The organism is Microlunatus endophyticus (assembly GCF_014646195.1).
Lineage (GTDB): Bacteria > Actinomycetota > Actinomycetes > Propionibacteriales > Propionibacteriaceae > Microlunatus > Microlunatus endophyticus.
In genome coordinates this window covers 127,766-149,053 of the sequence record NZ_BMMZ01000008.1, presented here as the reverse complement: position 1 = coordinate 149,053, position 21,288 = coordinate 127,766, and the positions used below count along the sequence as shown (strand labels likewise).

Genomic DNA, 21,288 nt, shown 5'->3' with positions numbered 1-21,288 from the left:
GCGCTTGGACAAGCTCAGCGATCTGATCACCGATCACACCCGCAGCGCGGCGCCGATGTCCTTGGCCGCCGCGATCGTGTCGGCCGCGATCACGTCGATCTGCGGGTCGATCCGGTAGCCCGGACCGGACACCGTGATGGCGCCGACCGGGCGGCCCGAGCTGTCGATCAGCGCCGCGGCGACCCGGGTGACGTCGTCATGGGCGTCGATCGTGGCCCAGCCGCGCTCCTGGGCTCGGCCGACCTCTGCCCGCAACTCCGCACGCTCCTCGGCGGTCGGGCGATGATCGGCGGCGGCCATCGACTCCTTCATCAGCTGGGCGCGTTCGTCATGATCGACTGCTGCCAGCACGGCGATCCCGACGGCCACCTCGTGCAGCGGCCGCGGAAACATCGGGGTCTCGGTCCGGACCGCCTTGGTGGTCTGCAGGTAGTCCAGGAAGAGCATCTCGCCGCCGTTGACCACGGCCAGGTGGATCGCCTCGTCGTGCAGCGCATGCAGCTCTTCCAGCCGCTCGCGTGCCAGGGCGGCGACGTCCTGCGCGCCAGGGCGGCGATGGGCGAGCTTGCCCAGCCGGGCCGTGGAGAGATAGCGCCGGTTGATGTCCTGGCGGACGTAGCCGAGCTCGCGCAGCGTGGCCAGGATCCGGGACACCGTCGACTTGTCCAACTCGACCTGGACCGCGACCTCAGTGACCGCTACACCGTCCTTGCCGGCCTGCGCGACGAGTTCCAGGACGGCCAGACCGTGTTTCAGCGAAGCGGGCATCCGATCACTCCCACCAGGCAAGAGACCGGCGGCGGGGTGGTTGACAACCCGCCGCGGAAGCAACAACCATGAAGAACCGCTGCACAGTCAACACTGTTGCATGCTGTGCAACATGTTCGCCACTCGTCAACCTCCGAGGACCGCTGATGCTCCTGAACCGCGAACAGATCATTGCCCTCACACCCCTGTGGGACGGACCACGATCCGACGACGGCCGGCCGCTCGCCGACCAGTCCGATCTTGAGGCACTCGCCGGCGCAACGGCCGAGCATGCCTGGTCGGTCCTGGACAAGGCCGGGTACAAAGCCCAGTACGTCGGGCATTGGACCCAGTCGAACCCGGGCCGGAATTTCGTCGGCCGGGCGGTGACCTGCCAGTTCATGCCGTTCCGGCAGGACTTCCACGAGTCCGTGGTGCAGGAGGGCCTAGCGATCGGCCAGACCGTCGGAGGCCGGCAGAACACCTGGGTGATCGAAGCCCTCGGCCCGGGCGACGTGCTGGTGGCCGACATCTTCGGCAAGATCGTCAACGGCACCGTCGTCGGCGACAACCTGGGCACCGCCGTCGCGTCCCGGACCGGGGTCGGTGCGGTGATCGACGGCGGCGTACGCGATCTTGACGGGTTGCGCGAACTCGAGGCGAACTTCTATTTCCGGGACACCGATCCCACACCGATCCGCGATGTCGTGCTGAGCTCGATGAACGGGCCGGTGATGATCGGCGGCACCACCGTGCTGCCGGGCGATGTGGTGCTGGGCACCGAGCGAGGCGTGACCTTCATCCCGCCGCAGCTGGTCTCCGAGGTCGCGGCGGTCAGCCTGCGGACCGCGCACCGCGACCTGTTCGGCAAACAACGGCTCGCCGAGCGCGTCTACACCACGACCGAGATCGACACCGGGGAATGGGCGCCACATATCCAGGCCGATTACGACGAATGGACCAAGACCCATCCGGTACGGCTGCCGCAACCCAGCGGCACCACCGAGTGAGCACGCAGAAGTCGATACGGAACTCGATGAGGAGTCGATCATGAGCGCAACCCAGACACCGGTCCTGTCCGAGGAGAACGTCAGCACCGGATCCAGACCGAGCCAGCTGCGGATCACCGATCTGAAGATCGCCAACCTGGTCGGGGTGCCGTTCAGGTCCTCGATCATCCGGCTGGAGACCAACCAGGGCCTGGTCGGCTACGGCGAGGTCCGCGACGGCGCGAGTGCGGCGTACGCGTTGATGTTGAAGAGCAGGATCGTCGGGGAGAATCCGTGCAACCTGGACAAGATCTTCCGCAAGATCAAGCAGTTCGGTTTCCACGGCCGGCAGGGCGGCGGCGTCTGCGGCATCGAGATGGCGCTGATGGATCTGGCCGGCAAGGCGTACGGCGTCCCGGCCTATGCGCTGATCGGCGGCCAGTTCCGGGACAAGGTGCGCTGCTATGCCGACACCCCGTCGGAGCAGACCGCCTCCGCGATGGGGCAGCGGCTGGTGGGCAGACGCGAGCTCGGTTACACGATGCTCAAGATGGATATCGGCATCAACCTGCTCAAGGACATCCCCGGCACGGTGATCGCCCACGAGGGCGCGCTCGCCGATTACGACACCATGCACCCCTTCACCGGGATCCAGGTCACCCAGAAGGGGGTCGAGACGCTGGCCGCCTACGTCGCCGAGGTGCGCTCGATCGTCGGCTACGACATCGCGCTGGCCGCTGATCATTTCGGCCACATCGCGCTGGACTCCTGCATCCGGATCGGCCGGGCGCTGGAGCCGTACACGCTGGCCTGGATCGAGGATCTGATCCCCTGGCAGTTCACCGACCAATGGCGGCAGCTGACCGAAGCGGTGGCGGTCCCGACCTGCACGGGCGAGGACGTCTACCTGACCGAGAATTTCAAGCCGCTGCTGGACGCCGGCGCGATCCGCGTCGTGCACCCGGATCCGGCGACTTCCGGCGGGATCGCCGAGACCAAGCGGCTCGGCGACTATGCCGAGGACAAGGGCATCGCGATGGCGCTGCACATGGCAGCATCTCCGATCGCGACGATGGCCAGCGTGCATCTGGCCGCGGCCACCCACAACTTCCTGGCGCTGGAACACCATGCCGCCGATGTCGAGTTCTGGAACGAACTGGTCACCGGACTGCCGGGTCCGATCATCGCTGACGGCTACATCCAGGTGCCGGAGACGCCGGGGCTCGGCTTCGAAGGAATCAACGAGGAACTGTTTGCCCAGCATCTTGATCCCAAGGCACCGGTGCTCTTCGAGGACACCGCCTTCTGGGACGGCGAGTACGCCAACGACCGGCTCTGGAGTTGATCGATCGTCAGCGGCCGAGTCGCCCGCGCTCCTGGCCGATCAGGCTCTGCAAGTAGGTCGTTCGCCCGAACACTTCGGCGCGGGCCGGGCCGCTCGCCACGGGCACCTGCTCGACATAGGACTGGCCCCAACGCGTCGTGACGCTGACCGCGATGTATCCCTGGATTCGCGTCTCGCGGACCAGCAGGAACAGCAGGCTGAGCAGGAAGAACCAGACCAGCACGATGGCGAGCACGATCGCCCAGGTGGCGGTCTTCGTATAGGTCTGGGTCTGGTCGGTCGTGGCGACGTTGATATCGGCGATCGGCCAGGTCCCCGCCGGCGTGACGATGTGGTGCGCGGTCGCGTGGATGTTCCCGATGGAGACGAGATACGGCTCCGCGGGACCTCCTGGATACGCGGGCTGGATACTCACAGGCCGACGCTAGCGGAATCCGGGCTCACCCGGACCTACTGCTGCCGGCGGCCGACGGATCTATGAACCCGACCGGAACATCGGACTCGAGCCCGGTCATCCCGCCGGGACGCATCGGTAGATGCCTCTCTAGGGGCGAGGAGAACCGCCATCTGTCGGTGGGTCTTGACCGAACAGCCTTATGCGGGGCCGACGTCAGGTTCGCAGCATGATGTTCGACCGTAGGAGGTCCCAAGTCACCACCCGCTCCGCTCGATCAGCTGGCCGCAAGCGCTCAACTCAGAGCTTGGGTGGCACTCCGGAGGACTAGATTCCAACCTTCAGCCAAGCAGAGGAGTCATTGTATGAGGAAGCCCTACGCGAGTGTCCTTCTCCTGGCCGTGGTGGCGACGCTGAGCGTAGCTTGCGGCTCGAACGACTCCTCCGGCAACAGCCACGCAGCGTCTGCGCAGACGCCTCCGTCCACGCCCGCGGTCTCGTCGGCGCCGAGCGCTCCCGCCACCACGAGCACTCCCGCCACTACGAGTTCGACAGCCAGCTTCTGTGAGCACATAGCCCCTGGAGGCAAGGGGCCGGCCAACGCCTTCATGGAGATCCCGATCTGGGACTCAGGCACCGCGCGCAGTGCTGCGCTGGAGGAACAGAAGCTGATGAAGGGCGCTGTCCCGCCGAAGGAGATCGCCCGAGACTGGAAGACCTGGAACACCTACGTCAGTGCCGTGGTCCGCGCGACGAATGCGGGTGGATCGCTCGAGTCTGTCACCGGACTGGAGAAGAAGTCCAGGGGTGCCCAGGAGCGGCTCACCAAGTACGCCTTCGCCCACTGCTCCTGACAAACCCCGACCGGTTGTCGCCATCCGGGTCACCGGCTCTCGAAACCACCGCCACATCCGGTAGCCCGAACAAATTCATCGGGAGTGTCCTTGTCGCGCCGCGAGGGCGACCTAGCCTGGACGCGAGGTCGGTCCAACTCTGTCTCGATGTGCCTCACGATGCAGCCTGAGCTGCGGTCACAAGGCCGTACGACTCGTCTGCCGGAGCGCCCCGGACTGCTGGCTGCCGGCGCCCTGGTGGTGGCACTCGGCGGATCCCAGGGCCTCGCGATGAACCAGGTCCCGACCTCACAGAGCGATCTGTACCCCGGCTTGACCAGGACTGCGGCACCACGTATCCAGCGATCTGTCCCCGCCCTGCCGACGGGCTCGATCGATGGCGGCTCGCCTCCGCTCGGCGGCAGTCAGCGACCGGTCACCAGTGGACGCAGCCGTCGCATCCGGGGACCTCACCCTCCCCGACGACCGGTCCGACCGCTGGTCCATCGGGTGGTGCCGCGACGCCGGTCGTGGGCGGCGTCCGCGTACCGGGCACGGTGCTCGCCGCCTACGTCGAGGCGCACCGTCGGCTCGCCGCCTGCAATTCATTCCGTCGACGTGGGCCATCTGGGGCGGACGGCAACGGCGAACCCGCAGAATGTCTGCGACGCGACCCTGGCGGCAGCCGACTACCTTTGCTCAGGTGGCCGGGATCTGCGCAACCCCGCAGATCTGGACCGGGCGATTCTCGGCTACAACGGCACCCAGGCGTACCTGGCGGATGTGCTGGCCTGGATGCACTTCTTCCAGCACACCGGCGCCCAGCCCGGGCCGGCGGCCGCGCAACCAGCACCGGCCGGAGCCAGCCCGACGGCCGCTGACGTCCGGTCCACACCCGACGATGCACCCGAGCCCGACCTCGAGCCGTTCACCGAAGCCGACCACACAGCCGAAGCAGTCGCCGTCTGCCTCCCCGACGTCCGCTCCCCTGACCTCGACGCTCCGACCTCGACCTCTCCGACGAGCACGGCGACTCCGTCGGCCACACCGACGACACCTCGTCCCACGGGACCGAGCAGCAGCGCGACGTCCCCTTCGGCATCTCCGACGAGTTCGGCCTCCACATCCCCGTCGCCGTCCGGATCTCCGTCGCTCACCGACTCACCGTCGCCGTCGATCTCGGGGTCTCCGACCTGCCCGGCCTCACCCACGCCGCCTGCCCCGACCAGCGATACCCCATCGCCCTCCGCATCAACATCTCCGACCGCCTCGCCGACCTGCGGCTGACGCCGGGCGATCCGACGAGGCCACACCTACAGTCGCGCCCGCTCACGGCCGATCAGATTCTGCAGGTAGCTCACCCGGTTGAAGACCTCGTAGCGCGCCTTGCCGTTGGCCACCGGCACCTGCTCGACATAGGACTGCCCGCGCGGCGTGGTCACCGTCACGGCGATGTAGCCCTGCAGCCTGCTCTCCTTGGCGAGCAGGAACAACAGGCTCAACAAGAAGAACCAGACCAATGCGATGGCCAGCACGACAGCCCACGTCGGGGTGCGCGTGCTCATCGAGGTCTGGTCGACGCTGGCGATATTGACGTCGGCGATCGGCCACGCGCCCGCAGGCGTGACGACGTGGCGTTCGGTTGCGTGGATGTTGCCGATGGAGACCAGGAACGGCTCCGCGGAGCCGCCGGGGGTCGATGGCTGGATGCTCATGCGATCGACGCTAATGAACTCCGCGTCCGGATTGGGGTTGTGTTCCCGGAGCGCCTGTGGATAACCGGCCGGGTCCGATCCAGGCGCCCTCAGCCGCACGATCCGCACCAGCTACAGAGGTCCGCACCTGCTGCAGCTGGTGCGGACCTCGGCACGTAGTGCGGCTGTGCGCGTTCGGACCGGGACGCCTCGATCGAGACCGGATCAGTCGAAGAAGGCGGCGTCCTCCGCGGCGAGATAGTGCTTGGCCTCGTCGACCCGGAAGGTGACGCCGAGCCCCGGGGCGTCGCCGACCGCGATGTGACCGTCGACGACGATCGGATCCGGCAGTCCGTCGATGATCGAGTACCACCAGTCGGGTTTGCCGATCGGATACTCGAAGGCGATGTAGTTGGCCGGCAGGGTCGCACTGACCTGGATCAGCGCCGCCAGGCCGAGCACGCCGTCGCCGGTGCCATGTGGTGCCATTCCGATCCCGTGCAGGTCGGCATATTCGGCGATCCACTTCAGTTCCGCGAGCCCGCCCACGTCCGCCGGGTCGGGCCCGATCACCCGGACTGCCTGCTGTTCGATCAGCTGGACGAAATTCTGCCGGAGATAGAGCTGTTCGCCGGTGTGGATCGGCGTCGAGGTCGAGGTGGTCAGGTCCCGGTAGGTCGAGGCATCGACGTACGGGGTGTAGTCGCCGGTGAGCAGATCCTCCAGCCACATCAGATTCAACGGTTCGACGGCGCGGGCGAACCGGATGGCGTCCGGCAGGGTCCAGCCCGGGCCGCAGTCCAGTGCCAGCCCGACATCATCGCCGAGCACGTCCTTCATCGCCTCGGCACAGGCGACGGCGTGCTTGAAGCCGCGCTCGGTCAGCGGTCCGCGATCACGGTTGCCGTGCCCCTGGGCAACAGGGTCACCGTAGTAGAAATTCGGCACCGTCCGTGCCATCGAGCTGTGGAAGGCGATCGAGTCCTTGATGATCGTGAAGCCCTCGGCGGCGTCCTTCATCTGCTGCATCGTCTCGGCATAGGCCTCCGGCGAGTCGTCGCGCCGCTGGGGGCGTACGGCTCCGTTGTAGATCCGGACGCGATCGCGGACCTTGCCGCCCAGCAGCCGGTGCACCGGCAGTCCGGCCGCCTTGCCCGCCAGGTCCCACAACGCGATCTCGATCGCGCTCACCGCAGCACCCCAGGGCTTGAACGATCCCCGGTGTCTGATCTTGAGCATCACCCGCTCGACCAACCTCGGATCCTCGCCGATCAGATACTCGCGATAGTGCAGCACATGCCATTTCAGGTACGGCTTGTAGGACTCGACCGGGCCGTAGCCGTCGATCCCTTCGTCGGTCACGATCCGGACCACGGGATAGTCGCCGATCACGGCGCATCGGACATCAATGATCTTCATGGCACCATCGCCTCGCTCTGATCATGGGAACTGTGATCATGGGAACTGCTGGCCATGAGGTTAGCGGGCCGGAAATGATGATGGGCGGCAGCACCCGGCCGGGTGCTGCCGCCCATGATCGATTCAGTTGATCACGCGATCATGATCAGTGCTTGTGTCGGAAGTACTTCCCCGGACCGCCGTGGCCGTAGCCATGGAACCACGGATCGGGCTTCTTGTGACCCTTGCCCGAGGTGGCGACACCCTTCGACAGCTGCGGAACGTTCAGCGTTCCGATGCCGGTGAAGTCGTCATAGCCCTTGGTCAGCTGCAGGCTCAGACCCTGGTTCTGGGTCAGCAGATAGGTCTTTCCGGAGGTGATGCCGGTGTAGGCCATGGCCAGCGTCGTCGACGGGTTGGTGACGTCGTTGAAGCCCTTGGCGCCAGACTTCGCCTGCTGGTAGAGCAGCGGGTTGGCGAAGCCGATCTTGCGGTGCGAGGCCTGCTGGACCAGCGCCATCTTGCCCGCCACCAGCGGCGATGCGAGGCTGGTACCACCCCAGGTCTGGTACTCCAGCGGGCCGGTGGCCAGCGTGGTGTCGTCAGTGATCGGGCTGACCGCGATCTGGAAGCCGGTGTAGGCATCGGCCAGGTCGGAGACATCGGGGATCACCCGGGCCGCCGCAGTGCCGATACCGGACAGCGAGGTCGGAACAACGCCCTTCTGGTAGGCCGGCTGGGCGAACAGGGTGCTGATGCCGCCACCGCCGCCACCGCCGTACAGGTCGCCCGGCAGGGACGCGGTGTAAGCGCCGCCGACGACCTGGTCGAGGATGTCGCCCCAACCGGCCACCGTGGTGTCCTTGCCGCGAGCGTTGATGTATTCGGTGGTGCCGCCGACCGCAGTCACGAACGGCGACGTGGCGTAGAAATTCGCCGCCGGGTAGCCGAAGTCGATCGAGTCGTCGCCGTCATCGCCACTGGAGAAGTAGAGGCCGATGCCTTCACCGGCGGCCTGGATCTGGATGTTCAGCGAACCCTGGACCACATCGGACGGGACGTTCTCACCAGTACCGCCGTAGCTGTTGCTGACCAGATCGGCCAGTCCATGATCGACGATCTTGGACAGCGCCAGATCGAGGCCGGCGCCACAGTTGTAGCCGCCCGAGTAGACGATCTTGGCTCCTGGCGCGACTGAATGCGCGGCCTGGATGTCCATCGTCTGCTCGGTCTGCCAGCCGGACGGCTCCTGACACGCGGCCTGATCGCTGAAAGCACTCGCCGGGTAGCTGATGTCGGTGTATTTCAGCCGGGCCGTGCCGGTCTGCTTCATGTAAGTGTTGGTGTCACTGAGCGCGGTCGGCGAGTCGTAGGCGTCGACGATGCCGATCGTCACGCCCTTGCCGTCGACACCGGCGCGAGCCAGTCCGTTGACTCCGGCGGCCGAGCGCAGCTGACCCGGAAGGTATCCGCAGATGAACGTCGGGAACGAGGTCTTCCCGTACGCCTCCGGCCGGGTCGCCTGGTACTGGCCGTAGTAGGTGGAGCACTGCTCGGTGCTCGTCGTCGACTGGCTGGCCTTCTTGACCTCGCCGGACGAATCGACCGCTGAACCCTTCAGCTTCTTGCTGGTGGCGGCCTTGACGCCGGCGGCGCCCTGACCGGGGTGCGAGTGGTAGGTCTGGGTGAGCTTGACCCGAGAGTTGCCGAGGTCCAGACCGAGGACCTTGGAGGCGATCGAATTCGGCAGCGACGGCGCTGTGCTGGGCGCGGAGACCGTCGTACCCGCCACCTTGTAATTACGCAGCTCGGTGCCGAAGGCGTCACCGAAGAGATCAGGCGTGCCACGGAAGGCCACGTACTCCCGGCTGGCCGGGGTGTCGGTGATCGTGAAGCCTTGGTCGGTCAGATACTTCTCGACCGCCGCGAGATCGGACCGGCTCGGCGCGTACTTCTTGATCCAGGCCTGCGGGCTGAGGTACTTGCCGTAGGACTTGTTGCCCGGGGTTGAGACCGCGGTGGCCAGCTGCTGGGCGCCCAGCTCGTCCTTGAGGTTCAGATAGATCTCGCCCTCTTCGGTCGTGTCGGCCGGAGTGCCGCTGTCGTTGGCCGACGAGACGAAGGCGGGAACGGAGCCGGGGAAGGCGGTACGTGAGCTCGGGGCCGCGCTCGCGGTAGCGGCACCGAACCCTACGAGCGCCAGGCTCAGCGCCGAAGCGCCGGCAATGACGAGGCGGCCTCTGGCCCGCTTCGTCGAACGGGTGATGGTTCGCATCAGTGGGGAGATCCCTTCGTAGCTGCGGAGATACTGATCCGTAACTTAGAGGGATTCAGGCGTCGGGCGATAGTGCCTGGCCCGATTCAGTTGCCTCGTATCCTCCTAACCTGACGGATTACTCAGCTATTCAGTTGGCAATCCGGTGCCGGTGCGCGCGACTACAGTCGAATGGTGAGTTCGACAGAAGTTGATCAGAGCCAACGGCCAGAGGTGCTGTTGCAGACCGTCGATCCCGACGCCCCCGCAGCGGTGGCGACCGTGGCGCGCTACTTCGCCGAGTTGAACGAGCGCCTCCCCGGGGGCTTCGACGCCATGGGTCCGGGCTACGGCAGTGGCGCGGCTGAGTTGCGGCCTCCGAACGGCGCGTTCGTGGTCGGCCTGGTGGACGGCCAACCAGCGGCCTGCGGTGGCGTCCGCACCATCGGCGACGGCATCGGGGAGATCAAGCGGATGTGGATCGACCCGCAGCGTCGCGGCCTCGGTCTCGGGTCCCGGCTGCTGGCCCATCTCGAGGCCCTGTCCGCCGGGCTCAATCACCGCATCGTCAGGCTCGACACCAACGACAACCTGACCGAAGCGCTCAGGCTCTACCGGCGCCGCGGCTACCGCGAGATCGAGCCCTACAACGACAACCCGTACGCCCGCTGCTGGTTCGAGAAGCAGCTCTGACCGGAGCGGCCGGGCGGCCGGCCGTTCGGTCGGATGGGCCGGTTGGTTGGATGGAGCCATGACCCGTCGGCTGACCCTGATCACCGGTGGCACCCGCGGTATCGGTGCCGCCACCGCAGAGCTACTGGCGCGGATCGGACACGATCTGGTGCTCGGCTACCGCAATGACGACCAGGCGGCAGAGTCCACGGCCGAGACCGTGCGCAGCCTCGGCGCTCGGTGCACACTCGTCCGGGCCGACGTAGCGGACCCGGACGGGATCGACGAGTTGTTCGCCGCCGCGACCCAGGCCGGCACCCCGACCGCAGTGATCAACAACGCCGGCTCCACCCGGAAACTCGCGCCACTGGCCGAGACGCCCGTCGAATTGATCACCGACAGCATCCAGGTCAATCTGACCGCCGCGATCCTGGTCGCCCGGGCTGCCGTACGGACGCTGGGCCGGTCCTACGGCGGCAGCGGCGGCGTGATCATCAACGTCTCATCCGCCGCGGCGACCCTGGGCTCACCCGGTGAGTACGTCTACTACGCCGCCGCCAAGGCAGGACTGGACGCACTCACCCTCGGCCTGGGCAAGGAGGTCGCAGGCCAGGGCGTCCGCGTCGTCGGCGTTGCTCCGGGCCTGGTGCGGACCGAGATCCACGCGTCCGCCGGCGAACCGGGCCGGATCGACCGGATCGCCCCGAGCATCCCGATGCAGCGGGCCGGCGAACCCGACGAGGTCGCCCAGGCGATCGCCTGGCTGATCAGCGATGCCGCGTCGTATGTCACCGGGACCACCCTGCGGGTCTCCGGGGGTCGCTGACGACCGCCCGCGGTTCGGGCTAGCCAGGCAGCCGGGCTAGTCGGGCGGATCCTCGCCGACCACACCGTCGATGGATTCGCGGATCAGATCCGCATGGCCGGTGTGCCGGCCGTACTCCTCGATCAGGTCGGTGATGATCGCGCGCAGCGTCTGGGAGCGGCCGTCCGGCCAGACGAGGCCGCCCATCGTGTCCAAGCCCTGCTCGCCGGCCAGCGCCTCCGCGACGATCTCCCGGGACCGCTGTGTGGCCTGCTGCCAGCCTGCCAGCAGCACGTCCGGAGTCTGCTCCGACGTTGGCCTGAAGTACCACTCCTCATGCGGTCGGCTGTCCGGCGGCGCCGGCGGCGGGACGTGCAGGAAGCGGCCCATGAAGCAGTCGTATTCGCAGTGGGTCAGGTGTTTCATCAATCCGCTGAGCGTCAGGGTCGAGGTGCCGACGGTCACGGTGCGGGACTGCTCGTCAGGCACTCCCGAGGCCTTCCAGATGAAGGTGCGGCGCATCCGTTCCAGCGAGCCGAGCAGGATCTCCACGTCGTTGCCGGCCGGCGGCGGGTATTTCAACTCGGCGATCTGCTCTGCGGTCAGGATCGTATGCATGGTCATGACTGGGACGCTAGGGTCGGTTCCGGACGGTCTGGTTCCGGATTCGAACGGGGAACAATGACAACGCCAGCCAAACGCGAGGACAGTCCGCTCTCCCGGGCGCTGTTGCTGTTGGAGCTGGTGCAGAACAACCCCGGCATCACCGCCGACAAGCTCGGCCAGCGGCTCCGGGTCTCCGAACGGGCCGCCCGGCGCTACGTCGCGATCCTGCGCGAGGCGGGCGTGCCGATCGAGTCGGTCCGCGGTCCCTACGGCGGCTATCGAGTCGGCCGCGGACTCCGGCTGCCGCCGCTGATGTTCTCCGCGACCGAGGCACTCGGGCTGGTGATGGCCGTGCTGGACGGGCACCATCCGGTCCACGATGAGCGAGAGCCCATCGGCAACGCCGTCCGCAAGATCATCCGCGCACTCCCGGAGGCGGTCGGCGCCCCCGCCGAAACCGTACGCCGCTCGATCAGTACGGCGCCGGACCGGTCGGCCGTCCGACCGGACCTGGACACGACCGCGACGCTGGTCCGGGCCTGCGAGGCACGGCACCGGATCATGATCGACTACGGCGAGCCGCCACGAAGCTGGCGGACGCTGGTCGACCCGTGGGCGGTGGTCGTCCGTCACGGCCGCTGGTATCTGGTCTGCTGGTCCCACGATGCCGACGCCGTACGCACTCTGCGGGTCGATCGCGTCCTCGGCATCGAGTCCCGTCCGGAGACCTTCACGCCTCCTGATGATCTTGATCCGGTGCAGACCCTCGAGGATCATCTGCACCAGGGCTGGGACCATCGGGTGGAAGTGATCATCGACACCGGGATCGACGTCGTCCGGCACTGGATCGGCGGCGGATTCGGGCATTGCGAGGCGATCGATGATCACCACACCAGGCTGGTCGCCACCACCAACGAACCCGACTGGTACGCCGCCGAGCTGACGATGCTGCCCGTCGACTTCCACATCGTCGACTCCCCGGCGCTGGCCGCCGCGGCCGAGAAGATCGGCCGCCGACTGCTCCGGGCGGTGGCCGACGCACCACAGGTGGGAGCATGATCAGGTGAGGTACTCGATCAACATCCCCAACTTCGGCGACTTCGCCGACGTGGACAAGATCATCACGCTGGCTCGGGCGGCCGAGCAGGCCGGCTGGGACGGACTCTTCGTCTGGGACCACGTCGTGCACGACAAAGCACGGCGCCGGGGCGTGCCGTTTGCCGACCCGTGGATCGCGTTGACCGCGGTGGCACTGTCGACCGAGACACTGCGCTTCGGGCCGCTGCTGACACCGGTCGCACGCCGGCGTCCCGAGCAACTGGCCCGCGAGGTCGCGACCCTGGACGGCCTCAGCGGCGGCCGGCTGATCTTCGCCGCCGGCCTCGGAGCGCCGATCGAGGACGAGTTCGGCAGCTTCGGTGATCATGCCGACGCCAAGCAGATCGCCGGCCGGCTGGACGAGGGGCTGGAGTTGATCAACCGCTACTGGTCCGGCGAGCGCATCGATCATGACGGCCGCTACTACCAGGTGCACGACGTGGAGCTGCTGCCGGCGCCGGTGCAGCGGCCGCGACCACCGGTGTGGATCGGCGGCTACTGGCCGACCAAAGCACCGATGCGCCGGGCCGCCCGCTGGGACGGCGCCGTCCCGCTCTTCCACAGCGCCCGGCACGGTGTGGCACCCGACCCGGCCGAGGTTGCCGACCTGGTTGCCTTCATCGCCGGGCAGCGACACGGGCAGGGGGAATCGATGGACGGTTACGAGATCGTCGTCGGCGGCACGACTCCGGGCGATCCGGTGCAGGCGCGGGCGATCATCGGACCCCTGGCCGAGGCGGGCGCCACCTGGTGGGACGAACGGATGCCCCAGACCGGCGAGGACTTCATGCGCTTCGAGCCGATCCTGGCCCGGGTCGAGCAGGGTCCGCCGCGGCTGTAACCCTTCGACGAGCTCAGGGACCCTCGACAGGCTCAGGGCTCCGGGTCCTGAGCCTGTCGAAGGACTCAGAACCGCCGGTTCAACCCCGGATCCAGGAACCGGGTGATGCCGGTGATCTTGTCGTTGCAGACCGTGATCACCACGACACCCACCGGCGCACCGCCCAGATAGCAGCCGAACGCCGGCTGCCGGTTGGCGCCGGTCGGCACCAGTGTGATGCCGGCACCGTGCGCAGTCGCACTGGCCCGCAGGAATCCGGCGATCGGTCCGGGCCCGGCGTAGATGTGGGGCGCCGGCGGCATCGCCAGCCAGGCATCGTCGGTGAGCAGCGCGACCACCCCGTCCACATCATCGGCGGCGTACGCCTCCGCGAACCGCGCGGCCAACCTGGCCCGTCCGGCATCAGGTTCCGGGCTCGTCGGCAGCCCGCCCGTGGCGGCGCGCGCCCGCTGCAACAGGCCCTTGGCGGCTGTCGGTCCGAGGTCGAGCATCGTCGCGGCGCCGGCGGTGTCGTAGCCGAGGACGTCGACCAGCAGCAGTGCTGCCGCCTGCCGCGGCGGCAAGCGCTGCAGCGCGGCCACGAACGCCAGTTCGATCGACTCCCGCGACTCCAGGCGGTCCTGCGGATCGAGCGTCCGGTCCGGATAGGGCTGCAACCAGGTCACCTCCGACCGGCTACTCGGCTCCGGCGGATCGAACGGTGGAACAGGCTCCGACGGCGGCCTGCGCCGGCCGTCCCGGATGGCGTTCAGGCAGCGATTCGTGGCGATCCGGTAGAGCCAGGTCGACACCGAGGAGCGCCCGTCGAAGCCGGCCATCCCCCGCCAGGCCGCGAGCAACGTCTCCTGGACGAGATCGTCGGCATCGTCGAGCGAACCGAGCATCCGGTAGCAGTGCCGGTGCAGTCCGCCGCGGTGACCCTCGACCAGCTCCGCGAACGCAGTCCCGCTGCCGGCGCGGGCGGCCTCGAGGGCATCGGTGGTCACATCGCCATCCTGGCACTCCGGATTCCGACGCAGGGGCAACCGTTCCGATCGCTGCCCCCTCGGTGTCCATACCTGTAAGAGCCGGAACCCTACCTGAGGAGCAGCATGACCACCGCAGTGGAAACCACCCTGGCCCACTTCAACGCCTGGACCGGCGGTGACTTCGAGGAAGCCCTGCGCCACGTCTCGCCCGACGTCGTCTGCGACACCCCGAACGGCACTCTCACCGGACCGGAGGCCTACCGCGGCTTCATGGGGCCGTTTGCTGCATCGTTGCGGTCGTCGAAGTTGCTGGCGGCCTTCGGCGACGACCATCAGGCATTGATCATGTACGACGCCGAGACCGCGCTGGTGGCCGACGCTCCGGGGGCCGAGTTGCACACCGTCCGGGACGGCCTGATCACCTCGATCAAGATCATCTTCGATCGGCAGCCGTTCGTCGAGGCCCGTCGGTCCTGAGCAGCGCCAGGACGGCATCGGCCAGCGCCCGGTGCCCGGCCGCATTGGGATGCAGCGCCGCGCCGTCGCCGGGAACGCCGCGGATCCCGTTGACCCACGGCTCCGCCGAGCCGGCGGCATGACCATGGCTGAATTCCCAGGTCTTGATCAACTCCGCTCCGGTGCGCTCGGCGGCCAGTTCGTACGCCTGGTCCAGCCGCCTGCCGATCTCCTTGATCGCGGCCAGGTCCGCGGGCCTGATCCGTTCCTGCGGATCGGTCAGGCTGTCGGCGCCGAAGAGCACCGGGTAGCCGACCAGGACGACCCGTGCGCCGGGTGCCCGGTCGCGTACGGCCCGGACCACCTGGGTGAGGCCGGATGCCGCCACCTCCGCGTCCTTGCCCTCGGGCGTGCCGAAGATCAACCGGGTCGCCAGCGCCAACGGCCGGGTGATCACGCTACCGTCGAACCGGCCCGCCATCGCGGCCGGCATGATCGACTGCAGGTAGCCGAGATCGTTCCCGCCCCCGGTGATCATGACCAGCTCGACGTCATCCGGCAGCTGCGGCACCTGCGGCGGGAACCGGCGTCGGCCGAAGCGTTGGACGGTGGAGAGCATGTTCGCCGTGGTGGCGCCGGAGACAGCGAGATCGGCGATCGTGGCGCCCAGGTGGCGGGCGACGATCTCGCCGTAGTTGTTGCCGGACCGGCCGGCCGTCGCCTCGATGATCGGGTCGATGTCCGGCCCGGCGGCGAACGAGCTTCCGATCAACGCGACGCGCCGGATCGCATGCGCGGGATTCATGTCCCCATGGTCTCATCCGGGCCTTCGCACGCCAGCCCGCAGTGTGGTTCGTTGACGCGATGGTGTCGAAGCGGTTGAATGACAGCAAGTCACGTTGCCGGGTGCAGGTTTCGGTCACGACCCAAAGGAGGGTCTCGTGGACAAACTGGACGTCAACTGGTTCGACTACGGGCTGTTGATCATCTACTTCGTGTTGGTGATCGCAATCGGATTGCTGGCCAGGCGCGCGGTAGCTACCAGCGAGGATTTCCTGCTGTCCGGTCGATCTCTGCCCGCCTGGGTCACAGGCCTGGCTTTTATCTCCGCCAACCTGGGCGCGATCGAGATCCTCGGCATGGCTGCCAATGGCGCTGAGTACGGGATCTCCACCGTGCACTACTACTGGATCGGCGCCGTGCCGGCGATGGTCTTCCTGGGCATCGTGATGATGCCCTTCTACTACGGCTCGCGCGTCAGATCGGTGCCGGAATACCTGCTCCGCAGATTCAACCAGCCCACCCATCTCTTCAACGGCCTCACCTTCGCCGTCGCCGCGCTGCTCAACGCCGGCGTCAATCTGTACGCGATGGCCGTGATCATCCAGGCATTGCTCGGCTGGCCGGTCTGGCTGTCCATCGTCGTCGCCGCCGGCTTCGTGCTGGTCTACATCACCCTCGGCGGCCTGTCCGGCGCGATCTACAACGAAGTGCTGCAGTTCTTCGTCATCCTGGCCGGTCTGATACCGCTCGTGATCGTCGGCCTGCACAGCGTCGGCGGCTGGGGCGCCCTGGAGGACCGGGTCAGGCAGACCGCACTCGGCGCGCCCGGTCTGTCCACCTGGCACGGCACCAACGTCGGCAACTGGACCAACCCGCTCGGTGACTGGATCGGCATCGTGATGGGCCTGGGATTCGTGCTGTCCTTCGGCTATTGGACAACCAACTTCGCCGAGGTACAGCGCGCCCTCTCCGCAAAGGATCTCTCCGCGGCCCAGCGAACCCCTCTGATCGGCGCCTTTCCCAAGATCTTCATCCCGGCCCTGACCGTGATCCCCGGTCTGCTGGCGATCGTGCTGATCCCGCACCTGGGCACCACCGGCGGGGCGTACAACACCGCCATCCCGCAGTTGATGGGACGGTTTCTGCCCAACGGGTCACTCGGCGTCGCGCTGGCAGGCCTGCTGGCCGCCTTCATGGCAGGGATGGCGGCCAACGTCAGTTCGTTCAACACGGTCTTCACCTATGACATCTGGCAGGGCTACGTCCGCCGTCAGCGCGATGACAAGTACTACTTGAATGTCGGCCGGATCGTCACCGTTCTCGGTGTGCTGGCGGGCATCGGGACCGCGTTCATCGCATCCGGTTTCAGCAACATCATGAACTACATCCAGTTGCTGTTCGGCTTCTTCAATGCACCGGTGTTCGCGACCTTCATCATCGCGATGTTCTGGAAACGTGCGACGCCCTGGGCCGGCATCAGTGGCCTGGCCGCCGGGACGGCCGGAGCGGCGGCCTTCCAGTTCCTGATCGCGCCGCACTGGGGCTACATGTTCCCGGGCCAGACCATCCACCTGAACCCCGACGGCTCGGCCGGGGTCAACGCCCAGATCGTCAATTTCTATGCTGCGATCACCGCTTTCGTGGCCGACGCCGTGGTAACCGTGATCGTCACCCTGCTGACCACGCCCAAGCCGGTCGCTCAACTGGCCGGCCTGGTCTGGGGCGTCGCGGATCCGAATGCTCCCGACCCGTCGACGGTGAAGAAGCCGCCGCTGTGGGAGTCGCCCAAACTGCTTGGCGGCCTGGCGATCCTGATCGTCCTGGTCCTGTCAATCATCTTCCTGTAGAGGTTGGGAGGCACTGATGTCCGAACCCACATCCCCATCCGGCCGATCGGAATCGTCCGGCCGATCGGAGTCGGAGGACGAACGGGCCCGGCGCCGCTCGCTCGGCATCGGGCACCAGTTCGAGCCGCCCCGCGATCCCGAGCACACAGCGAAGGAGAGCTCGGCCGCGAGCCGGCTGTTCGACCTGCGGTTGATGATCGGCGGTCTCTTCGGTGTGTACGGGATCCTGCTGACGATCTACAGCTTCTTCGACTCCCCTGCCGAGATCGCCAGGGCAGCCGGTATCCACCTCAACCTGTGGCTCGGACTCTCGATGATCGTGGTTTGCCTGATCTTCTTCCTGTGGGCCCGGCTGTCACCCCAGAAGCCGCCGGAGCCGAGCGAACCGACCGAGCCGCCGCTTCGGGAGTAGCTCTCAACACCTGCTCAGACCCCTGTTTTGCGCCCCGTCCCTCCGGGTACGCGCTGGCTAAACGCATAACAGGAGGTTCCCCATGGCCGCGGAGCAGGAGCGGCACAACGAAGCCGTCGGCGTACTACAGACCCTCGACGGACGGAAAGCCAGCGGCTTCTACTGGTATCTCACCGTCCTGGCCTGCGTCGGCGGCTTCCTCTTCGGCTACGACACCTCGGTGGTCGGATCGGTGCTCAACTTCATTCCCTACAACCTCAGCGATCTGGCCACCGGCTATCTGGTCGCCGGTGCGTCCCTCGGTGCGGCGGCCGGCGCGATCTGCGCCGGGCCGTTGACCGACCGGTTCGGCCGGAAGTCGCTCCTGATCATCGATGCGCTGATCTTCGCGATCGGCGCCCTGTTGTCGGCCTTCACGGTCAACGCGGCGATGCTGATCATTTCCCGGACCCTGGTCGGCCTGGCGGTTGGAGCCGACTCCGCCATCGCCACCGCCTATATCGCCGAATTCGCACCCGCCAACAAGCGCGGCAGCTTGAGCATCGTCCAGCAGTGGATGATCACCGTCGGCATCCTGGTCTCCTATCTGATCGCGTTGTTGATCTTCGCCGTCGCGCCCGGTGCGGTGCGGACCGCTGACTGGCGGCTGGTCTTCGGCCTCGGCGCGGTGCCCGCGATCATCGCCATGCTGCTGCGCGCCCGGATGCCGGAATCGCCGCGCTGGCTGCTGCATCGCGGCCGGTACGCCGAGACCCGGGACGCCTTCGGGAAACTGGGCATCGAGGTCTCCGAGGACGAGGTCCGTGAGACTGCCGATGAACTCGAGCGGCAGGCTGCGGAGCAGCAGGACAAGCGCCGCTGGACGCCCGGCGTGATCAGGGCGTTCGTGATCGTGTGCGTCTTCTTCATCTTCCAGCAGATCACCGGTATCAACGTGCCCTTTTATTACGGTCCGAAGCTGCTCGCCGGCCTCTTCCAGTCCGGCGGTGCCGTGGACTCGGCGATGTCAGGACTGGAGACCGCCGCGATCCTCGGTGCCGTCAACGTGATCGCCACCTTCTTCGCCTTCAAATACATCGATCGGGTCGGCCGCCGCAAACTCGCGCTCGGAGGTTTCGCCGGGATGGTGATTTTCATGGTGATCGCCGCCGGCGGCGTCGCCTTCCTGTCGGGTGGGGCCAAGATCGTCGTGGTGATGGTGGGCTTCGGACTGTTCATCGCCTCGTTCGCGATCGGCGTCGGCGGCACCGGCTGGCTGATTCAGGGCGAGGTCTTCCCGACCTCGGTCCGTGGTCAGGCGGCGGCCGGAGCCGCGACGGTCAACTGGCTCTCCAATTTCGCCATCGTGGTGCTCTTCCCGACCATGAACACCGCGTTCGGGTTGAGCTGGGTGATGTTGATCCTCGCCTTCCTGGCGCTGCTCGCGGTGGCCTTCGTCGCGCGGTACCTGCCGGAGACGAAGAACCTGTCCGTCGAGCAGGTGGTCAGCGTGTTCGAACGTCAGCGGGCCTGATCGGTCACGATCGGCACCAACTCGTCCAGGACCGCAAGGGCCGCCTGGTCGAGCTGCACCGATCCGACCCGGAGATTGGCCTCGAGGTGTTCGATGTTCGAGGTGCCGGAGATCAGCAGGATGTTCGGAGCATGCACCAGCAGCCAGGCCAGCCCGACGGCCGATGTCGTCACGCCGAGCCGGGTGGCGATCTCTTGGACCGCAGGCTGGTCGGAGACCTTCGGATGGCCCGGCCAGGAGCCGCCGAGCGGGAAGTACGGCACCCAGGCGATGTCCAGTTCCTGACATGCCGCCAGCGCCGGCTCGTCATCCCGGGCAACCAGGCTGTACGCATTCTGGACGGCCGCGATGCCGGCGGGCGCAGCGTGGCGGATCGTCTCCGCAGTCACGTTGCCGAGCCCGATCGCGCCGACCGTTCCGGCGTCGCGCAGAGAGATCAACTCGGCCAGCTGGTCATCAACCGGCACCAGCTGATCGCCTTCGGCGATGATGCCCGGCGGGATGTCGGTGCGCCGCAGGTAGACCAGGGACAGGTGGTCGGTGCCTAGCGAGCGGAGATTGTCCTCGACACTCTGCCGCAGTTCCTCGGGCTTCTGGGCCGTCGCCAGGCCGATCGGGCTGCCCGGATCCAGCCTGGCGCCGATCTTGGTCGCCACCACCACGTCGTCGTAGGGGGCCAGCGCCGTACGAATCAGCTGGTTGACCCGACCGCCGCCGTAGAAGTCGGCAGTGTCGATGTGATCGACACCCAACTCGACGGCCCGCCGGAGCAGCCGAACGGCGCCCTCGTCCGGTTGGCCGGACCAGTCGAGGTCGGACGACCGGTCGTCGGCGACCAGGCGCATAGCGCCATAGCCGATCCGGGCGACCCGGTGACCGGCCAGGGATCCGGTCCCGCCCGGCACGGCCGGGCTGCTCGGGGAGTGCTGTTGGGACTCACTCATGGATGTTCCTCGCTAGGATGGAGTTGTTACGGAGGTACCTCCGTTTAATCCCAGTATCCGGAGGTACCTCCGTTTTGGCAAGTGCAGTGTCCCGGGACTCCCCCGGACGCAGGCCACGAGCGGACAGCCTGCGCAACCGCGATCGGCTGCTGACAGCTGCGCGGAAGGCGTTCCTGTCGTTGGGAGATGAGGCGTCGCTCGAAGCGATCGCCCGTGACGCGGGTGTGGGGATCGGCACGCTCTACCGGCACTTCCCGAGCCGGGAGTCACTGGTCGCCGCCGTCTACGAGGGCGAACTGGAGACGGTCACGGCCCCGGGGCTCGTCGATGAGATGGTGGCCCGGGAGGGGAGCGCGGCGCAGGCCCTGCGCTCCTGGATGAACCAGTACGCCGCGTTCGTCGCGACCAAGCACGGGATGTCGGACGCACTCCGCGCCGGGATGGCGAGCGGTGACGTACAGGCCGGACGGACCCGTCAGCTGGTCAACGGCATCGTCGGCGGATTCCTGGCCGCCGGTGCGGCGGACGGGTCACTGCGGGCCGATCTCGCGGCGGACGTGGTCACCACCGCGCTCGTCGGCGTGCTCTGGTCCCTGGGCCGTACCGATCCCGATCAGCAGCCCGAGCAGGTCAGGCAACTGCTCGATCTGATCGTCTCAGGCCTGCGAACCGCGCCGCCGCACTGACTG

At 67.3% G+C, this 21,288-nt stretch carries 23 protein-coding genes; 12 read left to right on the top strand and 11 right to left on the bottom strand.

Annotated features, from left to right (window positions below; genetic code table 11):
• Positions 1-33: 33 nt before the first annotated feature.
• On the bottom strand, positions 34-768 hold the full coding sequence (locus IEY07_RS16185; RefSeq protein ID WP_188896426.1) for an IclR family transcriptional regulator: 735 nt from the start codon (positions 766-768) through the stop codon (positions 34-36).
• 146 nt (positions 769-914) lie between these two features.
• On the opposite strand from IEY07_RS16185, the gene IEY07_RS16180 reads away from it, so the two are divergent.
• Together IEY07_RS16180 and IEY07_RS16175 are read left to right on the top strand one after the other, a co-directional pair.
• Complete coding sequence (locus tag IEY07_RS16180) at positions 915-1,757, top strand: RraA family protein (protein ID WP_188896425.1); 843 nt, start codon at positions 915-917, stop codon at positions 1,755-1,757.
• A gap of 40 nt (positions 1,758-1,797) precedes the next feature.
• Positions 1,798-3,081: a mandelate racemase/muconate lactonizing enzyme family protein gene (locus IEY07_RS16175; protein ID WP_188896424.1), complete on the top strand. Its 1,284-nt coding sequence runs from the start codon at positions 1,798-1,800 to the stop codon at positions 3,079-3,081.
• 7 nt (positions 3,082-3,088) lie between these two features.
• On the opposite strand, the gene IEY07_RS16170 is transcribed toward IEY07_RS16175, so the two are convergent.
• Entirely contained in the window at positions 3,089-3,496 is a 408-nt protein-coding gene (locus IEY07_RS16170) for a hypothetical protein (protein WP_188896423.1), read from the bottom strand.
• Positions 3,497-3,851: 355 nt separating this feature from the next.
• Positions 3,852-4,049: a hypothetical protein gene (locus IEY07_RS16165; RefSeq protein WP_188896422.1), complete on the bottom strand. Its 198-nt coding sequence runs from the start codon at positions 4,047-4,049 to the stop codon at positions 3,852-3,854.
• A gap of 34 nt (positions 4,050-4,083) precedes the next feature.
• Here IEY07_RS16165 and IEY07_RS16160 point away from each other — a divergent pair, with 34 nt between their 5' ends.
• Entirely contained in the window at positions 4,084-4,329 is a 246-nt protein-coding gene (locus IEY07_RS16160) for a hypothetical protein (RefSeq protein ID WP_188896421.1), read from the top strand.
• 731 nt (positions 4,330-5,060) lie between these two features.
• On the opposite strand, the gene IEY07_RS16155 is transcribed toward IEY07_RS16160, so the two are convergent.
• The 4 genes from IEY07_RS16155 to IEY07_RS16140 form a co-directional block, all read right to left on the bottom strand.
• Entirely contained in the window at positions 5,061-5,621 is a 561-nt protein-coding gene (locus IEY07_RS16155; RefSeq protein ID WP_188896420.1) for a hypothetical protein, read from the bottom strand.
• Positions 5,622-6,023 carry a hypothetical protein gene (locus IEY07_RS16150; RefSeq protein ID WP_188896419.1) on the bottom strand — a complete coding sequence of 134 codons (402 nt, stop codon included), beginning with the start codon at positions 6,021-6,023 and terminating at the stop codon, positions 5,622-5,624.
• 204 nt (positions 6,024-6,227) lie between these two features.
• On the bottom strand, positions 6,228-7,421 hold the full coding sequence (locus IEY07_RS16145) for a mandelate racemase/muconate lactonizing enzyme family protein (protein ID WP_188896418.1): 1,194 nt from the start codon (positions 7,419-7,421) through the stop codon (positions 6,228-6,230).
• A 145-nt stretch (positions 7,422-7,566) separates the two neighbouring features.
• Positions 7,567-9,675 (bottom strand): S53 family peptidase, encoded by a 2,109-nt coding sequence (locus IEY07_RS16140; protein ID WP_188896417.1) that lies wholly within the window; start codon positions 9,673-9,675, stop codon positions 7,567-7,569.
• A gap of 174 nt (positions 9,676-9,849) precedes the next feature.
• On the opposite strand from IEY07_RS16140, the gene IEY07_RS16135 reads away from it, so the two are divergent.
• Together IEY07_RS16135 and IEY07_RS16130 are read left to right on the top strand one after the other, a co-directional pair.
• Positions 9,850-10,347: a GNAT family N-acetyltransferase gene (locus IEY07_RS16135; protein ID WP_229670180.1), complete on the top strand. Its 498-nt coding sequence runs from the start codon at positions 9,850-9,852 to the stop codon at positions 10,345-10,347.
• A 58-nt stretch (positions 10,348-10,405) separates the two neighbouring features.
• Positions 10,406-11,152 carry an SDR family oxidoreductase gene (locus IEY07_RS16130; RefSeq protein ID WP_188896415.1) on the top strand — a complete coding sequence of 249 codons (747 nt, stop codon included), beginning with the start codon at positions 10,406-10,408 and terminating at the stop codon, positions 11,150-11,152.
• Between the two features lie 36 nt (positions 11,153-11,188).
• On the opposite strand, the gene IEY07_RS16125 is transcribed toward IEY07_RS16130, so the two are convergent.
• On the bottom strand, positions 11,189-11,755 hold the full coding sequence (locus tag IEY07_RS16125) for a DinB family protein (protein WP_229670179.1): 567 nt from the start codon (positions 11,753-11,755) through the stop codon (positions 11,189-11,191).
• A gap of 57 nt (positions 11,756-11,812) precedes the next feature.
• Here IEY07_RS16125 and IEY07_RS16120 point away from each other — a divergent pair, with 57 nt between their 5' ends.
• Together IEY07_RS16120 and IEY07_RS16115 are read left to right on the top strand one after the other, a co-directional pair.
• The gene (locus IEY07_RS16120; protein ID WP_188896414.1) at positions 11,813-12,796 is read left to right on the top strand and encodes a helix-turn-helix transcriptional regulator; all 984 of its coding nucleotides are present in this window, start codon (positions 11,813-11,815) and stop codon (positions 12,794-12,796) included.
• A gap of 4 nt (positions 12,797-12,800) precedes the next feature.
• Complete coding sequence (locus IEY07_RS16115) at positions 12,801-13,676, top strand: LLM class flavin-dependent oxidoreductase (protein ID WP_188896413.1); 876 nt, start codon at positions 12,801-12,803, stop codon at positions 13,674-13,676.
• 65 nt (positions 13,677-13,741) lie between these two features.
• Here the strand turns inward: IEY07_RS16115 and IEY07_RS16110 are convergent, their stop codons facing one another.
• A complete protein-coding gene (locus IEY07_RS16110; protein WP_188896412.1) occupies positions 13,742-14,662 on the bottom strand; it encodes an RNA polymerase subunit sigma-70 in 921 nt (306 codons plus the stop codon).
• A 105-nt stretch (positions 14,663-14,767) separates the two neighbouring features.
• Between IEY07_RS16110 and IEY07_RS16105 the strand changes: the two genes are divergently transcribed.
• Positions 14,768-15,121, top strand: a complete 354-nt coding sequence (locus IEY07_RS16105; RefSeq protein WP_188896411.1) for a nuclear transport factor 2 family protein — start codon at positions 14,768-14,770, stop codon at positions 15,119-15,121.
• On the opposite strand, the gene IEY07_RS16100 is transcribed toward IEY07_RS16105, so the two are convergent.
• Positions 15,078-15,905 carry an SGNH/GDSL hydrolase family protein gene (locus tag IEY07_RS16100; RefSeq protein WP_188896410.1) on the bottom strand — a complete coding sequence of 276 codons (828 nt, stop codon included), beginning with the start codon at positions 15,903-15,905 and terminating at the stop codon, positions 15,078-15,080. The genes IEY07_RS16105 and IEY07_RS16100 overlap by 44 nt on opposite strands.
• Positions 15,906-16,041: 136 nt before the next feature.
• Here IEY07_RS16100 and IEY07_RS16095 point away from each other — a divergent pair, with 136 nt between their 5' ends.
• The 3 genes from IEY07_RS16095 (at position 16,042) to IEY07_RS16085 (ending at position 19,655) form a co-directional block, all read left to right on the top strand.
• Complete coding sequence (locus IEY07_RS16095; RefSeq protein WP_188896409.1) at positions 16,042-17,730, top strand: sodium:solute symporter family protein; 1,689 nt, start codon at positions 16,042-16,044, stop codon at positions 17,728-17,730.
• A gap of 16 nt (positions 17,731-17,746) precedes the next feature.
• Positions 17,747-18,142 carry a hypothetical protein gene (locus tag IEY07_RS16090; RefSeq protein ID WP_229670178.1) on the top strand — a complete coding sequence of 132 codons (396 nt, stop codon included), beginning with the start codon at positions 17,747-17,749 and terminating at the stop codon, positions 18,140-18,142.
• Between the two features lie 82 nt (positions 18,143-18,224).
• Entirely contained in the window at positions 18,225-19,655 is a 1,431-nt protein-coding gene (locus tag IEY07_RS16085; RefSeq protein WP_188896408.1) for a sugar porter family MFS transporter, read from the top strand.
• Here IEY07_RS16085 and IEY07_RS16080 read toward each other — a convergent pair.
• Positions 19,643-20,599, bottom strand: a complete 957-nt coding sequence (locus IEY07_RS16080) for an aldo/keto reductase (RefSeq protein WP_188896407.1) — start codon at positions 20,597-20,599, stop codon at positions 19,643-19,645. The genes IEY07_RS16085 and IEY07_RS16080 overlap by 13 nt on opposite strands.
• Before the next feature lie 74 nt (positions 20,600-20,673).
• Between IEY07_RS16080 and IEY07_RS16075 the strand changes: the two genes are divergently transcribed.
• Positions 20,674-21,285, top strand: a complete 612-nt coding sequence (locus IEY07_RS16075; protein ID WP_229670177.1) for a TetR/AcrR family transcriptional regulator — start codon at positions 20,674-20,676, stop codon at positions 21,283-21,285.
• The last annotated feature ends 3 nt before the right edge of the window (positions 21,286-21,288 follow it).